Source organism: Streptomyces sp. NPDC051310 (assembly GCF_044455245.1).
Classification (GTDB): domain Bacteria; phylum Actinomycetota; class Actinomycetes; order Streptomycetales; family Streptomycetaceae; genus Streptomyces.
In genome coordinates, this window is the sequence record NZ_JBITEO010000043.1 from 1 (window position 1) to 14,830 (window position 14,830).

The window sequence follows — 14,830 nt, forward strand, 5'->3', positions numbered from 1 at the left end:
CTGCGACTGGCACCGCCCGCACTCGGTGCAGGTGGAGAAGTCCAGCAGGCCCTTCCAGGAGAACTGCTCGACCTGGGAGACACCGAAGACGTCGTTTTCGCCCGGGTCGGTGAAGTCGATCGGCTTACCGCCCGACGTCATCGGCTGCAGCGCACCCAGCGCGGTGGAACCATCGGCGTTCCGCTTGAACCAGATGTTCGGGAAACCGAGGAACCGGTGCCACGCCACACCCATGTTGGTGTTGAGGCTGATGGTGCTCGCCCAGACCATGGTCGTGCCCAGCTTGATCATGGCGAAGAGGTAGACCAGGTTCTCCAGCGTGGGCACGCTCAGGCCCTCGAAGAGCAGGACCAGGGGGTACGAGGCGAAGTACGCGGCCTCGTAGTGGTCGACGTGGTGCAGGACGCCTTCGAGGCCGCGAAGCGCCATGATGGACAGACCGATGATGACGATCACGGTCTCGACGAAGTACGCCTGGCCCATCTTCGAGCCCGCGAAGCGCGACTTGCGGCCCGGACGCGAGGGCAGGTTCAGCAGGCGGATGACGATCAGGGTCAGGATGCCGAACGTCGTACCGGCGGCGATGAACTCGGTGTAGAGCTCGTACGGGAGCCAGCCGCCGAGGATGGGGAGGACCCAGTCGGGTTTGAACAGCTGGCCGTACGCGGTGACGATCGTCAGCCCGAGGGTGAGGAAGCCGACCGCCACGAACCAGTGGGCGACGCCGACGATGCCCCACCGGTTCATCCGCGTGTGGCCGAGGAACTCCCGCACCAGGGTCACACTGCGCTGGTAGGGGTTGTCGGTCCGGCTGCCGGCCGGGACCGGCTGGCCCAGCTTGAAGTAGCGGACGAACTGGCCGATGGCGCGGGCGAGCAGCGCAGCACCCACCAAGGTCAGGACCAGCGACACGATGATCGCGGCGAGTTGCATCTAGGGACTCCTCGAGCCGGCAAGGGCGGGGATGCCGAAAATACTAAGCGGTAACTTACCCATCAGGCCCCGACGTTACCGAAGATTGCCCCGGCTCCCCCAGCGCGTGGAGAGTGATCTGCGTCGCCCGGAGCGGCCGCGGGGCACCGGCGACACCGGGAGCCCCGCGGCGGGCGCGTCGCGCTACCGCGACAGGGTGGGGGCGGGGCCGCTCAGCAGCGCGGCGTCGACCCGCAGGATCCGCAAGTACAGCTCCTGCAAGGGCTGTCCGGGATCGACTCCCATGTTCTCCGCGAGCGTCTGACGCAGACTCATGTACGCGGCCAGCGCTTCGGCCTGTTTGCCCGAGCGGTAGAGGGCGAGCATCAACTGCAGCCAGTGCGGCTCGTGGAGCGGGTTCGCCGTGGTCAGCGACCGCAGCTCACCGAGCAGTTCGCGGTGCTGCCCCAGGGCCAGATCGGCGTCGATGCGCGCCTGGACGGCCTCGGACCGCAGGCTCTCCAGCTCGGTGACGTGCTGCACCACCGCCGAGGAGGTGCCGGCGTCGGCGTACGGGTCCCCGCGCCAGTGCGCCAGCGCCCGGGTGAGGCACCGCGAGGCCAGGCGCGGCCGGTTGGCGGCCAGCGCGTCCTTGCCCTCCCACACCAGGCGCTCCGCCCGTACGGAGTCGAGATGGTCCGCGGGAATGTCGAGGACGTACCCGGAGGGCCGGGTCAGCAGCCACCGCCCCTCGGAGTCGCCGAGCACCCGCCTCAGGCGCAGGACGGCCACGGCCACCGCCTTGCGCTCGGTGGAGGGCTGGCTCTCGGCCCACACCTCCTTGAGGATGTGCTCGGTCGTCATGACCTTCCCCAGCCGCGCGGTCAGCGCGCCCAGCAATGCACGGATGCGAATACCACCCACCGAAACGCCGCGCTCGAAACACCCGGCGGGGTGGACCTCCAATGGGCCGAGAATTCCAATTTGCGGAGCGCAACCCGGGCTTAACCCGACCATCGGCTCGGACGACGTGAGCACTCATCCCCCTTGAGGTCTCAAAAATATGACGGGACACAAGGTGGTGCTTGAACGTACCCGCTCGAACACCGGCGGTGATCATGATGCCATCGAAATCGAGCCATGGTGTGTGCGATGCATCACTCATCACGGTGATCGGGATCGGCGGACCGGGCCATGATTCACGCCATATCTGCGCGGTCCGCCGCTGCGATGTTTACCCCGGGAGAAATGAGGGAAGTCCGGCCGGCCTCAGTGCGCCACGCAGGCGTCCAGCACCAGGTCGCTCACCTCGCGCAGCCGCCCGATGCCCGCCCCGAACTCCGGTTGAATGTTGGACAGATAAGCGAAGACCAGCTCACGGGACGGGTCGGCCCACACGACGCTGGACGTCGTACCCGCGTGCCCGAAGGTGGCGCGGTCGCTCTTCCCTCCCATGACGCCGGACAGGTCCCGGGGATCCGCCCCCGGCCCGCCCAGCATGAATCCATGGGCCCATCTGACCGGGCGCTTCAGGGACGCGTCGGTTTCACCGTCGTTGGACGGCCTCCTGGCCTCCGCAACGCTTTCGGGGCGCAATATGCGGATTCCGTCGAGCGTGCCGCCTTCCAAAAGCATCTGGTAAAAGCGCGCCAGTTGTGCCGCGGTGCCCGATACCCCGGCGGAGGGAATCACGGCCTGGCGGTAGCTGCGGCGGTTGCTCATCCATTGGTTCGGCCACTCCGACGGGTGGTCGGCGCGGGCGGGCACGTGGCGGTCCCAGGCCTCGTCGGGCAATCCTGGATGCAAATCGTCCAGCCCCAGGGGCGCGAACAGTTCGGACGTCAGGACGTCGCGGAACGTCCGTCCCGTGACGCGTTGCACGAGTTCACCGAGGATGAAGCCGTAGCTCATGAAGTGGTAGGCGGCGACCTCGCCGCCGGCCCAGCGCGGCCGGGCCTCCTCGAGGTCGCGCACCGAGCGCTGCCAGTCGGTGGCGGTCCGCATGGTGCGCACCATGCCCCGGCCGGCCGGGACACCCGCCCGGTGCTGCAGGACGTGGCGGACGGTCACGTCGCCCTTGCCGTGCCGGCCGAACTCCGGCCAGTACGCGGCCACCGGCTCGTCCAGCCCGATCAGGCCCCGCTCGGCGAGCAGGTGCACGGTGAGGGCGGCGAAGGGCTTGGTGGCGGCGTACAGGAGGAACAGCGAGTCGGGCGCGCAGCCGAACGAGCGGTCGAGGACGGTGACGCCCCGCCGCAGGACGCACACCTGCGCCGCACCGCCCCTCGACTGCACCACCTCGGTCAGCCGCTTGAGGACCGCGGGGTCCATGTCCACGTCCTCGGGGCTGTGTTCGCGGTCGTCGCGGTCGTCGATGGTGTTCACGTGCGATCGCTCACCTTCGTTCGCTGGGTACGGGCAACGGTGGAGCCGCCGGCGGCCGGGAGAGTCCTCACCAGGTGACCGGCATGGTGTGCAGGCCGCGGACCATGAGCCCCGCCTTCCACGAGAGGTTCTCCTCGGGCACGGCCGGCCGCAGGCCGGGATACCGGCGCAGCAGGGTCGTCAGCGCGATCTGCAGTTCGGCGCGGGCGAGCTGGGAGCCGAGGCAGTGGTGCGGCCCGGCGCCGAAGCCCAGGTGCGGATTCGGCCGCCGTGTCAGGTCCAGTTCGTCGGGGCGGCTGAACACCTCGGGGTCGCGGTTCCCCGCTCCCATCGACGGCACGACGGTCTCCCCCGCCCTGACGAGCACTCCGCCGAGTTCGACGTCCTCGGCGGCGGTGCGGGGGAACCCGTCGACGGTTCCGATGGGCACGAAGCGCAGCAGTTCCTCGACGGCGTCGGGGATCAGGCCGTGGTCCGCCCGGAGCCGCTCCAGCAGCTCGGGCCGGCGGAAGAGGGTGTAGACGAAGTTCGGGATCTGGCTCGCCGAGGTCTCGTATCCGGCGATGAGGATGGCTTCGGCGAGCCGCACCAGTTCACCCTCGGTCAGCCGGTCCTCCTCGTCGCGCGCGGTGACCAGGGCGCCGATCAGGTCCTCGGTGGGGCGCACCCGCCGCTGGGCGACGAGCCCGCCGAGGTAGTCGTGCATCTGCATCATGTAGTCGCGCACCTGGGCGGGGGTGTGCGCGGTGGTCGTCAGCAGCGCGTCGGACCAGGTGCAGAAGCGCTTGCGGTCCTCGGGCGGCACCCCGAGCAGCTCGCAGATCATGGCGACGGCGAACGGCAGGGAGAAGTCCTCGACCAGGTCCGCGGGCGGGCCGATCTCCTCCATGGCGTCGAGCAGCCCGTCGGCGGTGCGCTGGATCAGCGGCCGCATCTCCTCCACGCGGCGCGGCGTGAAGACCTTGCCCACCAGCCGGCGCAGCCGGGCGTGGTCCGGGCCCTCGACGCTCAGCACCGCGTCCGGGGGCGGCTGGTGCGGCAGGAACCGGGGTGCGCCGGGCGCGACGGCGAGCGCCCGGGAGAACCTCCGGTCGGTGAAGACCTTCCGTACGTCCTGGTAGCGGGTGGCCAGCCACGCCTCGCCCCCGTAGGGCAGGGTGACGCGCTGGAGCGGCTGTTCGCGGCGCAGCGGCTCCCAGTACGGGTCCGGCTCCAGCCGGTCGGGGGCGTGGAAGGGGTACGCGGGTGCCTCACCGGCCGCGAAGGGGCAGCCGCGTCCGCTCGCCTCGGGACCGGTCACCGGGCGTCGTCCCAGGTCACCGGCAGGTTGTAGACCCCGTACACGATCTGGTCGTCACGCCACCGGATGTCCTCCGGCGGTGCGGCCATGCGCAGGGTCGGGAAGCGCGTGACGAGGCCGCGCCACGCCGAGCGCATCTCCACCCGGGCCAGCTCCATGCCCAGGCACAGGTGGATGCCGTGGCCGAAGGCGAGGTGCGGGTTGTGCTCGCGCGTGATGTCGAGGCGGTCGGGGTCGGGGAAGACCTCCGGGTCGCGGTTGGCGGCCGGGAGCGACGCCAGGACCGCCTCGCCCGCGCGCAGCGGGTGGCCGCCGATCTCCATGTCCTCGGTGATACCGCGCGGCAGGCCCTGCTGCACGATGGTCTGGTGGCGCAGGAGTTCCTCGACCGCCCGGTCGATGAGGCCGATGTCGTCCCGCAGCAGGGCCCACTGGTCCGGGTTCTGCAGCAGCGTGTAGGTGCCGACGCCCAGCATGTTGGCGGAGGTCTCGTGCCCCGCGATCAGCATCAGCACGCCGATCCCGGCGATCTCCAGGTCGGTCAGCGCGGGGTTGGCGTCGGGGTCGTGGGCGAGGTGGCTGAGCAGGTCCTCGCCCGGGTTCTTCCGCTTGTCGGCGGCCAGGTTCATCATGAACTCGTTCATCCGCGCACCGGTGGCGCCCAGTTCCTCCGGGGAGGCGTCCAGGGCCTGGAGCCGCAGCACCATGTCCATGAAGTCGGCCCGGTCCTCGTACCGCACGCCCATCAGTTCGCAGATGACGTACAGCGGGATGGGCAGCGCGAAGCTCTGGACGAGGTCCACGGGGCCGCCCTGGGCCTCCATGGCGTCCAGCGCCTCCTCCACGATCCGGTCGACCCGCGGCTGGAGCCTGCGGATGGCCCGCATGGTGAACCACTTGGTCAGCAGGCGGCGGTAGCGGGTGTGGTCCGGCGGGTCCATGAAGATCAGGAAGCCGGGCAGGTACACCTCGGCCTTCATCTCCGGCGCGAGGTTCCGCCAGGGCTGGGGCGCCCTGGCGGGGTGGGAGCTGACGCGGGGGTCGGCCAGCGCGGCGCGGACGTCGGCGTGGCGGGTGAGCAGCCACCCCTCGGAGTCGTCGGCGAAACGCATCCGGCTGACGGGGTCGGCGTGGCGCAGCTCTTCCAGCTCGGGCGGCGGGGAGAAGGGGCAACTGCGCTCTCGGGGCAGCGTCGGCGGGCGCTGCTCGGTCTCGGACACGGTGGTGCCTCCTGGGATCGGGGTGGGGAGTCGAACGGCTCGGCGGCCGGGGCGGGCCGTGTCAGAGGGTGGGGGCCTCGGGACCGCGCAGCGGCAGCACCTGGTAGCTGGCGTCGCCGCCGTCACGCCGGCCGGCGTTGAAGCCGGCCTGTGCCTCGGCCGGGTCGAGCGGCACCTCGTGGGCGAGGCTCCAGTCGTTCAGGACGAGCCGGCGGGCGATCCTCCAGACGCCGTCGCGCCGCTCGAACCGGTCGACGTAGCGGCCGGCGAACTGCTCGACGCGCTTGGTGCCGTCGCTCTCGCGGTAGTGGTAGGCGATGCAGTAGCTCTCCACGCCCGCGGCGTCCCCGTCGATGTCGATGGTGGTGCCGTGCAGGGTGTGCAGGGTGCCGCTGTAGGTGTCGCGGAGCAGCGGGACGATCTGCTTGACGAAGTCGTGGGCGTTGCCGCGGATGACGCCGCGGTCGTCGTGGGCGTCGTCGTGGTAGGCGGACTTGACCAGTTCCTCGTCGAGGCGGTCCAGGCCGCGGCAGTAGCGCTGCAGCACGGCTCGGATCTCGCGCTCGCTCCAGAGGATGTCGAGCTGGTCCATGGGGGTCTCCTTCGGTGGGTCGCCGCGTTCTTCCGCGGTCTTTTCCGTGGTGTTCCTGCCGCCTTCCCGCGGAATTCGCCAAGGCTTTTACATGGCTGTTCCGCGGCTTTCTCCCCGCTTTTCCACGCGGCCGGTCTCCGGGCAGGAAGGGGCCGCCGTGGAAATACGGGCGGATGCCGCCCGGAACAGGGGCCGGGCGGTGCCCCGGAATCATCTCCCGGGGTGTCCGTGACTTTTCAGAGTGTGTTCAGCCCGGTCGTCGGCGCATTGACCAGCACGGCCTGGTTGCCCTGCGGGTGCTGGTTGTCGCTCATCAGCTGGTGGGCCTTTCCGATGTCCTCGAACCCGCCGGTCCAGGAGAGGCACGGGTCGATGCGGCCGCCGGCGACGAGGTGGATGATGTCGCGGCACTGGCGCAGGTTGGCGTAGTGCGAGCCCTGGAGGCGCTTCTGGCGCATCCACAGGTAGCGCAGGTCGACGTCGGCGTTGTACCCGGTGGTGCCGCCGCAGATGACGACCATGCCGGCGGTGTCGCAGAGGTACATCGACGTCGGGATGGTGTCCTGGCCGCTGTGTTCCAGGACGAGGCGCGGTGCCCTGCGCTCGCCGAGCACCTCCCAGAAGCGGCGGCCGAACGCCCTGACGCCCGCGGTCCACCGGGCCATCGCCTCGTGGTCGCCGATGTCGGGCAGCCGGCCCCAGTGGTCGAAGTCGAGGCGGTTGATGGTGCCCCGGGCGCCGAGCCGCTCGCAGTAGCGGGCGCGTTCCTCGTCGGAGACCACGGCGATCGGGATGCCGCCCCGCTCCCGGGTGATCTGGATGGCCATCGAGCCGAGTCCGCCGGCCCCGCCCCAGATGAGCACGGGGTCGCCGGGCTGCACGTCGTGGGGGGCCCAGCCGCACAGCTGGCGGTAGGCGGTGGCGCCGGTGAGCAGGAAGCACGCCGCTTCCTCCCAGGTCAGCCCGGCCGGCTTGGGGTGGCACTGGTACTCGTCGACGAGGGCGAACTGCGCGAAGGAGCCGAAGTTGCGCTCGTACCCCCAGACGGACTGGGAGTCGGAGGTCATGGGGTCGGCGCCGAGGCGGATGTCGGCGGCCGTCTCCGTCCACTGGGCACCGGAGAGGATCACCTCGTCGCCCACGGCGAGCTGGTCGACGCCCTCGCCCACCGCCCAGACCACCCCGGAGCCCTCGGAGCCCCCGATGTGGAAGTCCTCGCGCTCCCCGCGGCGCAGGCGCGTCTCGATCACGTCCAGCGGCCGTCCGAGCGAGGCCCAGACGTTGTTGTAGTTGATGCCGGCGGCCATGACGTAGACCAGCACCTGGCCGCGCCCGACCGCGGGCACGTCCACCACTTCGGTGCGGAACGCCTGGTGAGGCGGTCCGTAGCGCTCCCGGCGGATCACCGAGGCGTACATGCGCTCGGGCACCGTGCCGAGCGGGGGTATGTCACCCAGTTCGAAAAGATCGTTTCGCACGCTGACCCCTGTCTGGATTCCACGTCGTGCCGGATCCGGGCATCGTCGGAAAGCGGGCCGTACGGCCGCCGCCAAGGAAAGGAGAAAAGTGGTCGGCCGGGACGGAGAAGATACTCGAATCCGTCAGCCGATTACCGCACGGAGTGCGCTCCGGTGAGCCTATCGTACACAAGTCGCTGTACTTCCCCGAGGTTTTCGGCCAGATAGAAATGACCGCCCGGAAAAACTTCCATCCGGAAATCCGCGGAGGTGTGGGCACCCCAGGGCTCGACCACTCCGACCGGTGCCATGGCGTCACGGTCGCCCACCAGGGCGGTGATCGGGCACGGCAGCGGCGGGCCCGGCACGTGGCGGTACGTGCGCACGGCCCGGTAGTCGCTGCGGATGGCGGGCGCGACGAGGCGCAGCACGTCCTCGTCGTCGAGGAACCGCATGTCCGTACCGCCGAGGTCGTCGAGGGCCGTGACCATCGCCCGGTCGTCCATCTGGTCGAGCGCCAGTTCCACCTGCTGTTCCGGGCCGCCGCGGCCGGAGACGAAGAGGTGGACGGGCGGGGCGCCGGCATCGCCGCACAGGGTGCGCGCCACCTCGTAGGCGAGCACCGCCCCCATGCTGTGGCCGAACAGGGCGAGGGGCCGGTCGCGCCACGGCGCCAGTTCCTCGGCAAGCCCCGCGCGCAGCGCGTCGATCGAGTCCAGCAGCGGCTCCTGGCGCCGGTCCTGCCGTCCGGGGTACTGGACGGCCAGCACCTCCACCTGCGGCGCGAGCGCCTTGGACAGCGCGTAGTAGGCGCTGGCGGATCCCCCGGCGTGCGGCAGGCACAGCAGCCTCACCGGCGCCTGCGGGGCGGGGTGGAACTGCCGGATCCACCGGGAGACGGCGGGGTCGGCGGCCGGGTGTCCCTGGGTGTGCGTGGTCATCGCCGGTCAGCCCTTTCCGCCCGCGAGGCCCGCCAGCCAGGTGTTCACGGCCTGTGCGGTCTGCGGTGCGTGGTCGTCCATCATCGTCAGGTGGTCGCCTTCCGTGTCTGCGACGGTGCTGTCGAACTTCCAGTCGGGGTGCCAGTCCTGGCCCTCGACGACCTGCCCGAGCGGCTCGGACGCCCTCAGCTGCAGGGTGGGTACGCCGGGCTCCTCGGGCACCCAGTCGGAGAAGAACTCGAAGTACCGCCCCATGGCGGACAGCCGTACGTCCGTCATCGGGCCGAAGTACTCCTCGCCGTCCAGGACTCCCTGCGCCAGTTCGCGCTGCATGCGGTGGAGCGCGGGGTCCTGCAGCAGGTAGGTGTCGAGGAGCACCACGGCGTGCGGGGCCGGGCCGGTGCGCGCGAGGCGGGCCGCCAGGCTGTAGGCGAACCAGCCGCCGGAGGAGTGGCCCAGGAGGACGAACGGCGCGCCGGCCGCCCGGCGCCGGACCCCTTCGGCGAGGAAGTCCAGCATCAGGCCGAAGTCGGCGGGCAGCAGTTCGCCCGCCGAGAAGCCGGGGGCGAGCAGGGCGGAGACGCCGCGCGTGCCCCGGAAGGCCGCGGCGAGCCGGGCGTACTGCTGCGCCCCGTACAGCGGCACGGGAGCCGGGCAGCAGATCAGGCCGGGCAGCTCGGTCGCCGGGGCCAGCTCGACGGTCACGGCCTCGTGGCCCGCCTCGGCCGGTGTGCGGAAGCTCGGGCGCAGGCGGGAGGCGACCTTGGTGAGCTCCAGGGCGTCCTCGGGCCGGTCGAGGGTACTGGCGTTGCGGTAGAGGGCTTCGAGGGAGTACGGCGACGGTTCGGCGGGAGCGGGGGCTGCCTGGCCGGTGCCGGTGCCGGTGAGCTGCTGCCCGAGGAAGGCGGCCAGCTCGGTGGGCGTGGGGTGGTCGAAGACGACTCCGGCGGGCAGGGTGAGTCCGCACTCGGCGGCCAGGGCCGCGCGCAGTTCCGTCGCCATGAGGGAGTCGAAGCCCATCTCCAGGAAACCGCGGCCGGGTTCGATCTCCGTCGCGTCCGCGCCGCCGATCACCGCGGCGGCCTGCTCGCGGACGAGGGCCAGCAGCAGCTGCCCGCGCTCCTCGCCGGCCGTGTCGGCGAACCGGCGCAGCCACGGTGCGGCGGGGCCGTCCGGTGCGGGCGCGGATCCGGCCGCACCGGCGGCGGACCCGGCGGGCGGGGTGCCCGTGCCGGGCTGCGCGCCGGTGGGCGGCCGCGTGCCGGCGCCCGCCATGCCCGCCAGCCAGTAGGGGCGGCGCTGGAAGGCGTACGTGGGCAGCGCCACGCGGCCGGGCGCGGCCGGCAGCAGGCGGTCCCACGCGGGTGAGGTGCCGAGCGCGTGGGCCTGGGCCGCGGCCGTGAGGACGGCGTCCGGCTCGGGCGCACGGCCGTGCAGCACGGGGACGAACGTCTCCGGTGCGGCCTCGGGCAGGCTCTGCCGTCCGGCGGCCGTGAGGACGCCCCCGGGCCCGGCCTCCAGGAACAGGGTGGCTCCCTGGTCGCGCAGCGCGCGGACGGCGTCGTGGAACCGCACCGTGTCGCGGACGTGGCGCACCCAGTGCTCCGGGCTGCGGAGTTCGTCGGTGACGGGCGTCCCGGTGAGCGCGGAGACCACCGGGAGGCGCGGCGCCCGGTACGACACCTGGCGGGCGACGTCCGCGAACTCCGCGGTCATCGCGTCCATCCGCGCCGAGTGGAACGCGTGGCTGACCCGGAGCCGGCGGGTCCGGCGGCCACGGCCGGCGAAGTCGCGGGCCAGTTCGGAGGCGGCCTCCTCGTCGCCGGAGACCACGACGGCCTCCGGTCCGTTGACGGCGGCGATGTCCAGCGCCGTACGGCCGTCGGCGAGCCGGGCGCGTATCTCCTCCTCGGTGGCCTGGACGGCGAACATCGCGCCGCCCTCGGGGAGTTGCTGGATCAGCCGGCCGCGGGCCGCCACGAGGGCGCAGGCGTCGGGGAGCGACCACACCCCGGCCGCGTAGGCGGCGGTCAGCTCGCCGATCGAGTGGCCGGCCACCACGTCCGGGCGCAGCCCCCAGTCGTCCAGCAGGCGCAGCAGCGCCACCTCGACGGCGAAGAGGGCGGGCTGGGTCCAGGCCGTCGTCGCGAGCAGGTCCGCCTCGGGGGTGCCGTCGGCGGCGAACAGCACCTCGCGCAGGGGCCGGTCGAGGTGGCGGTCCAGTTCGCCGCACACCTCGTCCAGCGCCTCGGCGAACACCGGCCGGTGGGCCGCCAGTTCGCGGCCCATCCCGGGGTGCTGGCTGCCCTGGCCGGGGAAGAGGAACGCCGTCCGGCCGCCCGCGGGCAGGGTGCGGCCGGTGACCACACCGGCCGCCCGGACGCCTCCCGCGACGGCCGTCAGGCCGGCCAGCAGCTCCTCGCGCTCCCGGCCGATGACGACGGCACGGTGCTCGAACGCCGCGCGCGTGGTGGCCAGGGACGCGGACACGGCAGCCGGGGACGCCTGCGGGCGCGCGGCCAGATGGGCGGCCAGCCGCTTCGCCTGGGCGCGCAGGGCCGCCTCGCCGCGGCCGCTCACGACCCATGCCAGCGGGCCGGGTGCCGGGTTCGCGTCCTGCGGCAGGCCGGCGGGGGCGGCGGCGCCGGCGTCGGCCTCGGCCTCGGGAGCCCGGTCGCCGGCGGTCCGGTCCGCGGTGCCGCCGGCGGTACGGTCCGCGGTCGGCTCCGCCGGGTCGCCGGCGGGCGGGGGGCTCTCCAGCAGGACGTGGGCATTGGTGCCGCTGACGCCGAAGGACGACACCGCCGCGCGCCGCGGCTCGCCGGTCCGCGGCCACGGCTGCTCCTCGGTCAGCAGCCGGACGTCGCCCGCGGACCAGTCGACCCGCGGGGTGGGCTCGGTCAGGTGCAGCGTGCGGGGCAGGACGCCGTGCCGCATGGCCATCACCATCTTGATGACTCCGCCCACCCCGGCGGCGGACTGGGTGTGCCCCAGGTTCGACTTCAGCGACCCCAGCCACAGGGGCCGGCCGCCGGCGCGGGACTTCCCGTACGTGGCCAGCAGGGCCTGCGCCTCGATCGGGTCGCCGAGCGGGGTGCCGGTGCCGTGGGCCTCGACGGCGTCGACGCGGTCGGGAGTGAGACGCGCGTTCGCCAGCGCCTGGCGGATCACGCGCTGCTGCGACGGCCCGTTGGGCGCGGTGAGCCCCGCGCTGGCGCCGTCCTGGTTGACCGCGCTGCCGCGGACGACGGCGTGCACCGGGTACCCGAGGCGCCGGGCGTCGGAGAGGCGGGCCAGGAGCAGCACCGCCGCGCCTTCGGACCAGGTCGTGCCGTCGGCGGTCGCGGAGAAGGACTTGCAGCGGCCGTCGGGGGCGAGCCCCTGCTGGCGGCTGAACTCGATGAACGCGGTCGGCGTGGCCATCACCGTCGCTCCGCCCGCCAGCGCCAGCGAGCACTCGCGCTGCCGCAGGGACTGCGCGGCCAGGTGGAGGGCGACCAGCGAGGAGGAGCAGGCCGTGTCCACGGACACCGCGGGTCCCTCGAAGCCGAACGTGTAGGCCACCCGGCCGGAGAGGATGCTGGCGGAGTTGCCGGTGCCGATGAAGCCCTCGGCCGTCTCCCGTGCGTCCAGGACGTTGATCAGGTAGTCGTTGCTGTTGGAGCCGACGAACACCCCGACGTCCTCGCCGCGCAGCGCGGTCGCGTCGAGGCCCGCGTACTCGATGGCCTCCCAGGACGTCTCCAGCACCAGGCGCTGCTGCGGGTCCATGGCGAGCGCCTCGCGGGGGGTGATGCCGAAGAACGCGGCGTCGAACCCGGCCGGGTCCTTGAGGAAGCCGCCGTGGCGCGAGTACGTCCTGCCCGGGGTCCCCGGCTCCGGGTCGTACACGGCGTCGACGTCCCAGCCCCGGTTCTCCGGGAACCCGGTGACGGCGTCCCGGCCCTCCGTCACCAGCTCCCACAGGTCCTCGGGCGAGGTGACGTCCTCGGTGCCGCCCGGGAACCGGCACGCCATCCCGACGACGGCCACCGGCTCGTGGGCGGCCTCCTCGGCCTCCTCCAGCTGCCGGCGGGTCCGCCGGAGGTCGGCCGTGACCAGCCGCAGGTACTCGCGGAGTTTGGTCTCGTTGTCCTCAGCCACGGTGGAGTTCCTTTTCGATCAGCGCGAACATCTCGTCGTCGGTGGCCGCGTCCAGGGCGACGTGGTCCGCACCGTCCGCCTCCGCGGCCCGGCGGGCGGGCGCGTGGACCGCGAGCAGGGCCTTGAGCCGCTCGGTGGCCCGGGCGCGTTCCCGGTCGTCGTCGGGCAGTCCGGCCAGTGCGGCCTCCAGCCGGTCGAGCTGCTCCGACAGGGGCAGGTCGGGCGCCGGGCCGGCGGCGGTGAGGGCCGCCGACAGGTGCGCGGCGACGGCGGCGGGCGTGGGGTGGTCGAACAGCAGGGTCGTCGGCAGCTCCTGCCCGGACCCGGCCGCCAGGCGGTTGCGGAGCTTCACCGCCATGACCGAGTCGAAGCCGTGGTCCAGGAAGCCGCGTTCGGGTTCCACCGCCTCCGGCCCGTCGTGCCCGAGGACGCGGGCCGCCTCGGTGCGCACCATCCGCAGCAGTGCCTCGTGCCGCTCCCCGGCGGGCAGCGCCCGCCAGGCGGCCGCGCGGTCGGCGGAGTCCGCCTCCGTACGGTCGTCCGCCTCCGTACGGTCGCCGGCCCGCGTACGGTCGCCGGCCCGCGTCCGGCCGTCGAGGGCCTCGCGGGTTTCCGCCGCCGCGGGCTCGGGCCGGCCGAGGGGGCCGGTGGGCCAGTGGCGCCGCTTCTGGAACGCGTACGTGGGCAGGTCGGCCGCACGGGGCCCGGCCCCGAACCACGCCTGCCAGTCGACGCGGACACCGCGTGTGTGCAGCGTGGACAGGGCGGTCAGCAGCGCGGTCACCTCGTCCCGGCCGGCCTCCGACAGCGACACCAGCACGGGGGCGCTGCGGCCCGGTTCCGCCGTCAGGCAGCCCTCGCCGGCCGGGCCGAGCACCGCGGCGGGGCCGATCTCGACGTAGGCGTCGGCTCCGTACCGCTCCAGCCGGCGCATCTGGTCGTGGAAGCGCACCGTGCGGCGGATGTGCCGGACCCAGTACGCGGGGTCCCGCGCCTCGCTCGCCCCGAGGAGTTCCCCGGTGACGTCGGAGACGATCGGGATCCGCGGTGCGGCGTACGACAGCCCGGCGGCCACGCGGCCGAACTCCTCGGTCATGGCGTCCATGTGCGGGGAGTGGAAGGCGTGGCTCACCTTGAGCCGGCGCGTCCTGCGGCCGCGGGCGGCCCAGTCGGCTGCGAGCGCCGCCACGGCGTCCGCGTCACCGGAGAGCACGACCGACGCGGGGCCGTTGAGCGCGGCGATGTCCACCGCGCCGTCGTGGCCTTCGAGGGTCGCGCGCACTTCCTCCTCGGTGGCCTGTACGGCGATCATCGCGCCGCCCGCCGGCAGGGCGTGCATGAGGCGGCCGCGGGCGGCGACGAGGGCCACGGCCTGCGGCACCGGCAGCACCCCGGCCACGCAGGCCGCGGACAGCTCGCCGAGCGAGTGGCCGGCCACCACGTCGGGGCGCACCCCCCAACTGTCCAGCAGCCGGAAGAGCGCCACCTCGTAGGCGAAGATGGCGGGTTGGGAGTAGTCCGTACGGTCCAGCAAGGGGGCGAGCGCATCGCGCTCGGGCGCGAACATCACCCGCAGCAGCGGCTCGTCCAGGTGCTGGTCGAAGTGTGCGGCCAGCTCGTCCAGGGCGCGGGCGAAGACGGGGAAGGCGGCGTGCAGCGCCCGGCCCATGCCCGCCCGCTGACTGCCCTGCCCGGTGAAGAGGAAGGCCGTCCTGCCCTTGGCCGTGGCGGCACCGCGCACCAAGGCGGGCATCCCCTCGGCGGAGCTGTCGGTGTTGTCGGAATCGGTGTCCGTGTCGGTGTCGTCGGTGGGGGTGTCGGCGAGGGTGTCGAGGGCGGTGAGGAAGGCGTCGGGGTGCCCGGCCAGGACCACCGCCCGG

8 protein-coding genes and 2 pseudogenes are annotated in these 14,830 nt (G+C 72.9%); all 10 read right to left on the bottom strand.

All coding sequences use genetic code 11. The annotated features are described in order from the left end of the window. A pseudogene (locus ACIA79_RS33295) lies at nucleotides 1-933 on the bottom strand (Fe-S oxidoreductase); the annotation flags it as partial. 183 nt (nucleotides 934-1,116) lie between these two features. Then, nucleotides 1,117-1,929: a BTAD domain-containing putative transcriptional regulator gene (locus ACIA79_RS33300; RefSeq protein ID WP_399432173.1), complete on the bottom strand. Its 813-nt coding sequence runs from the start codon at nucleotides 1,927-1,929 to the stop codon at nucleotides 1,117-1,119. Nucleotides 1,930-2,181: 252 nt separating this feature from the next. Continuing rightward, nucleotides 2,182-3,297 (bottom strand): serine hydrolase domain-containing protein, encoded by a 1,116-nt coding sequence (locus ACIA79_RS33305; protein WP_399432167.1) that lies wholly within the window; start codon nucleotides 3,295-3,297, stop codon nucleotides 2,182-2,184. A gap of 67 nt (nucleotides 3,298-3,364) precedes the next feature. Beyond that, complete coding sequence (locus tag ACIA79_RS33310) at nucleotides 3,365-4,597, bottom strand: cytochrome P450 (protein WP_399432168.1); 1,233 nt, start codon at nucleotides 4,595-4,597, stop codon at nucleotides 3,365-3,367. Beyond that, nucleotides 4,594-5,817 carry a cytochrome P450 gene (locus ACIA79_RS33315; RefSeq protein ID WP_399432169.1) on the bottom strand — a complete coding sequence of 408 codons (1,224 nt, stop codon included), beginning with the start codon at nucleotides 5,815-5,817 and terminating at the stop codon, nucleotides 4,594-4,596. The genes ACIA79_RS33310 and ACIA79_RS33315 overlap by 4 nt, the downstream gene beginning before the upstream one ends. 61 nt (nucleotides 5,818-5,878) lie before the next feature. After that, entirely contained in the window at nucleotides 5,879-6,409 is a 531-nt protein-coding gene (locus ACIA79_RS33320) for a nuclear transport factor 2 family protein (protein WP_399432170.1), read from the bottom strand. A gap of 236 nt (nucleotides 6,410-6,645) precedes the next feature. Further along, entirely contained in the window at nucleotides 6,646-7,887 is a 1,242-nt protein-coding gene (gene ccrA / locus ACIA79_RS33325) for a crotonyl-CoA carboxylase/reductase (protein WP_399432171.1), read from the bottom strand. Nucleotides 7,888-8,018: 131 nt separating this feature from the next. Further along, a complete protein-coding gene (locus tag ACIA79_RS33330) occupies nucleotides 8,019-8,807 on the bottom strand; it encodes a thioesterase II family protein (RefSeq protein WP_399432172.1) in 789 nt (262 codons plus the stop codon). Nucleotides 8,808-8,813: 6 nt separating this feature from the next. Beyond that, nucleotides 8,814-12,947: pseudogene (locus tag ACIA79_RS33335) on the bottom strand (type I polyketide synthase); the annotation flags it as partial. Beyond that, entirely contained in the window at nucleotides 12,943-14,703 is a 1,761-nt protein-coding gene (locus ACIA79_RS33340) for an acyltransferase domain-containing protein (RefSeq protein ID WP_399432174.1), read from the bottom strand. The gene ACIA79_RS33340 and the pseudogene ACIA79_RS33335, both read right to left, overlap by 5 nt. Nucleotides 14,704-14,830 lie beyond the last annotated feature (127 nt).

Excerpts from the sequence above, each read along its gene's own strand:
- ACIA79_RS33300 (WP_399432173.1), bottom strand. The coding sequence starts at position 1,929 with ATGGTCGGGTTAAGCCCGGGTTGCGCTCCGCAAATTGGAATTCTCGGC.
- ACIA79_RS33320 (WP_399432170.1), bottom strand. The coding sequence starts at position 6,409 with ATGGACCAGCTCGACATCCTCTGGAGCGAGCGCGAGATCCGAGCCGTG.
- ACIA79_RS33330 (WP_399432172.1), bottom strand. The coding sequence starts at position 8,807 with ATGACCACGCACACCCAGGGACACCCGGCCGCCGACCCCGCCGTCTCC.
- ACIA79_RS33340 (WP_399432174.1), bottom strand. The coding sequence starts at position 14,703 with ATGCCCGCCTTGGTGCGCGGTGCCGCCACGGCCAAGGGCAGGACGGCC.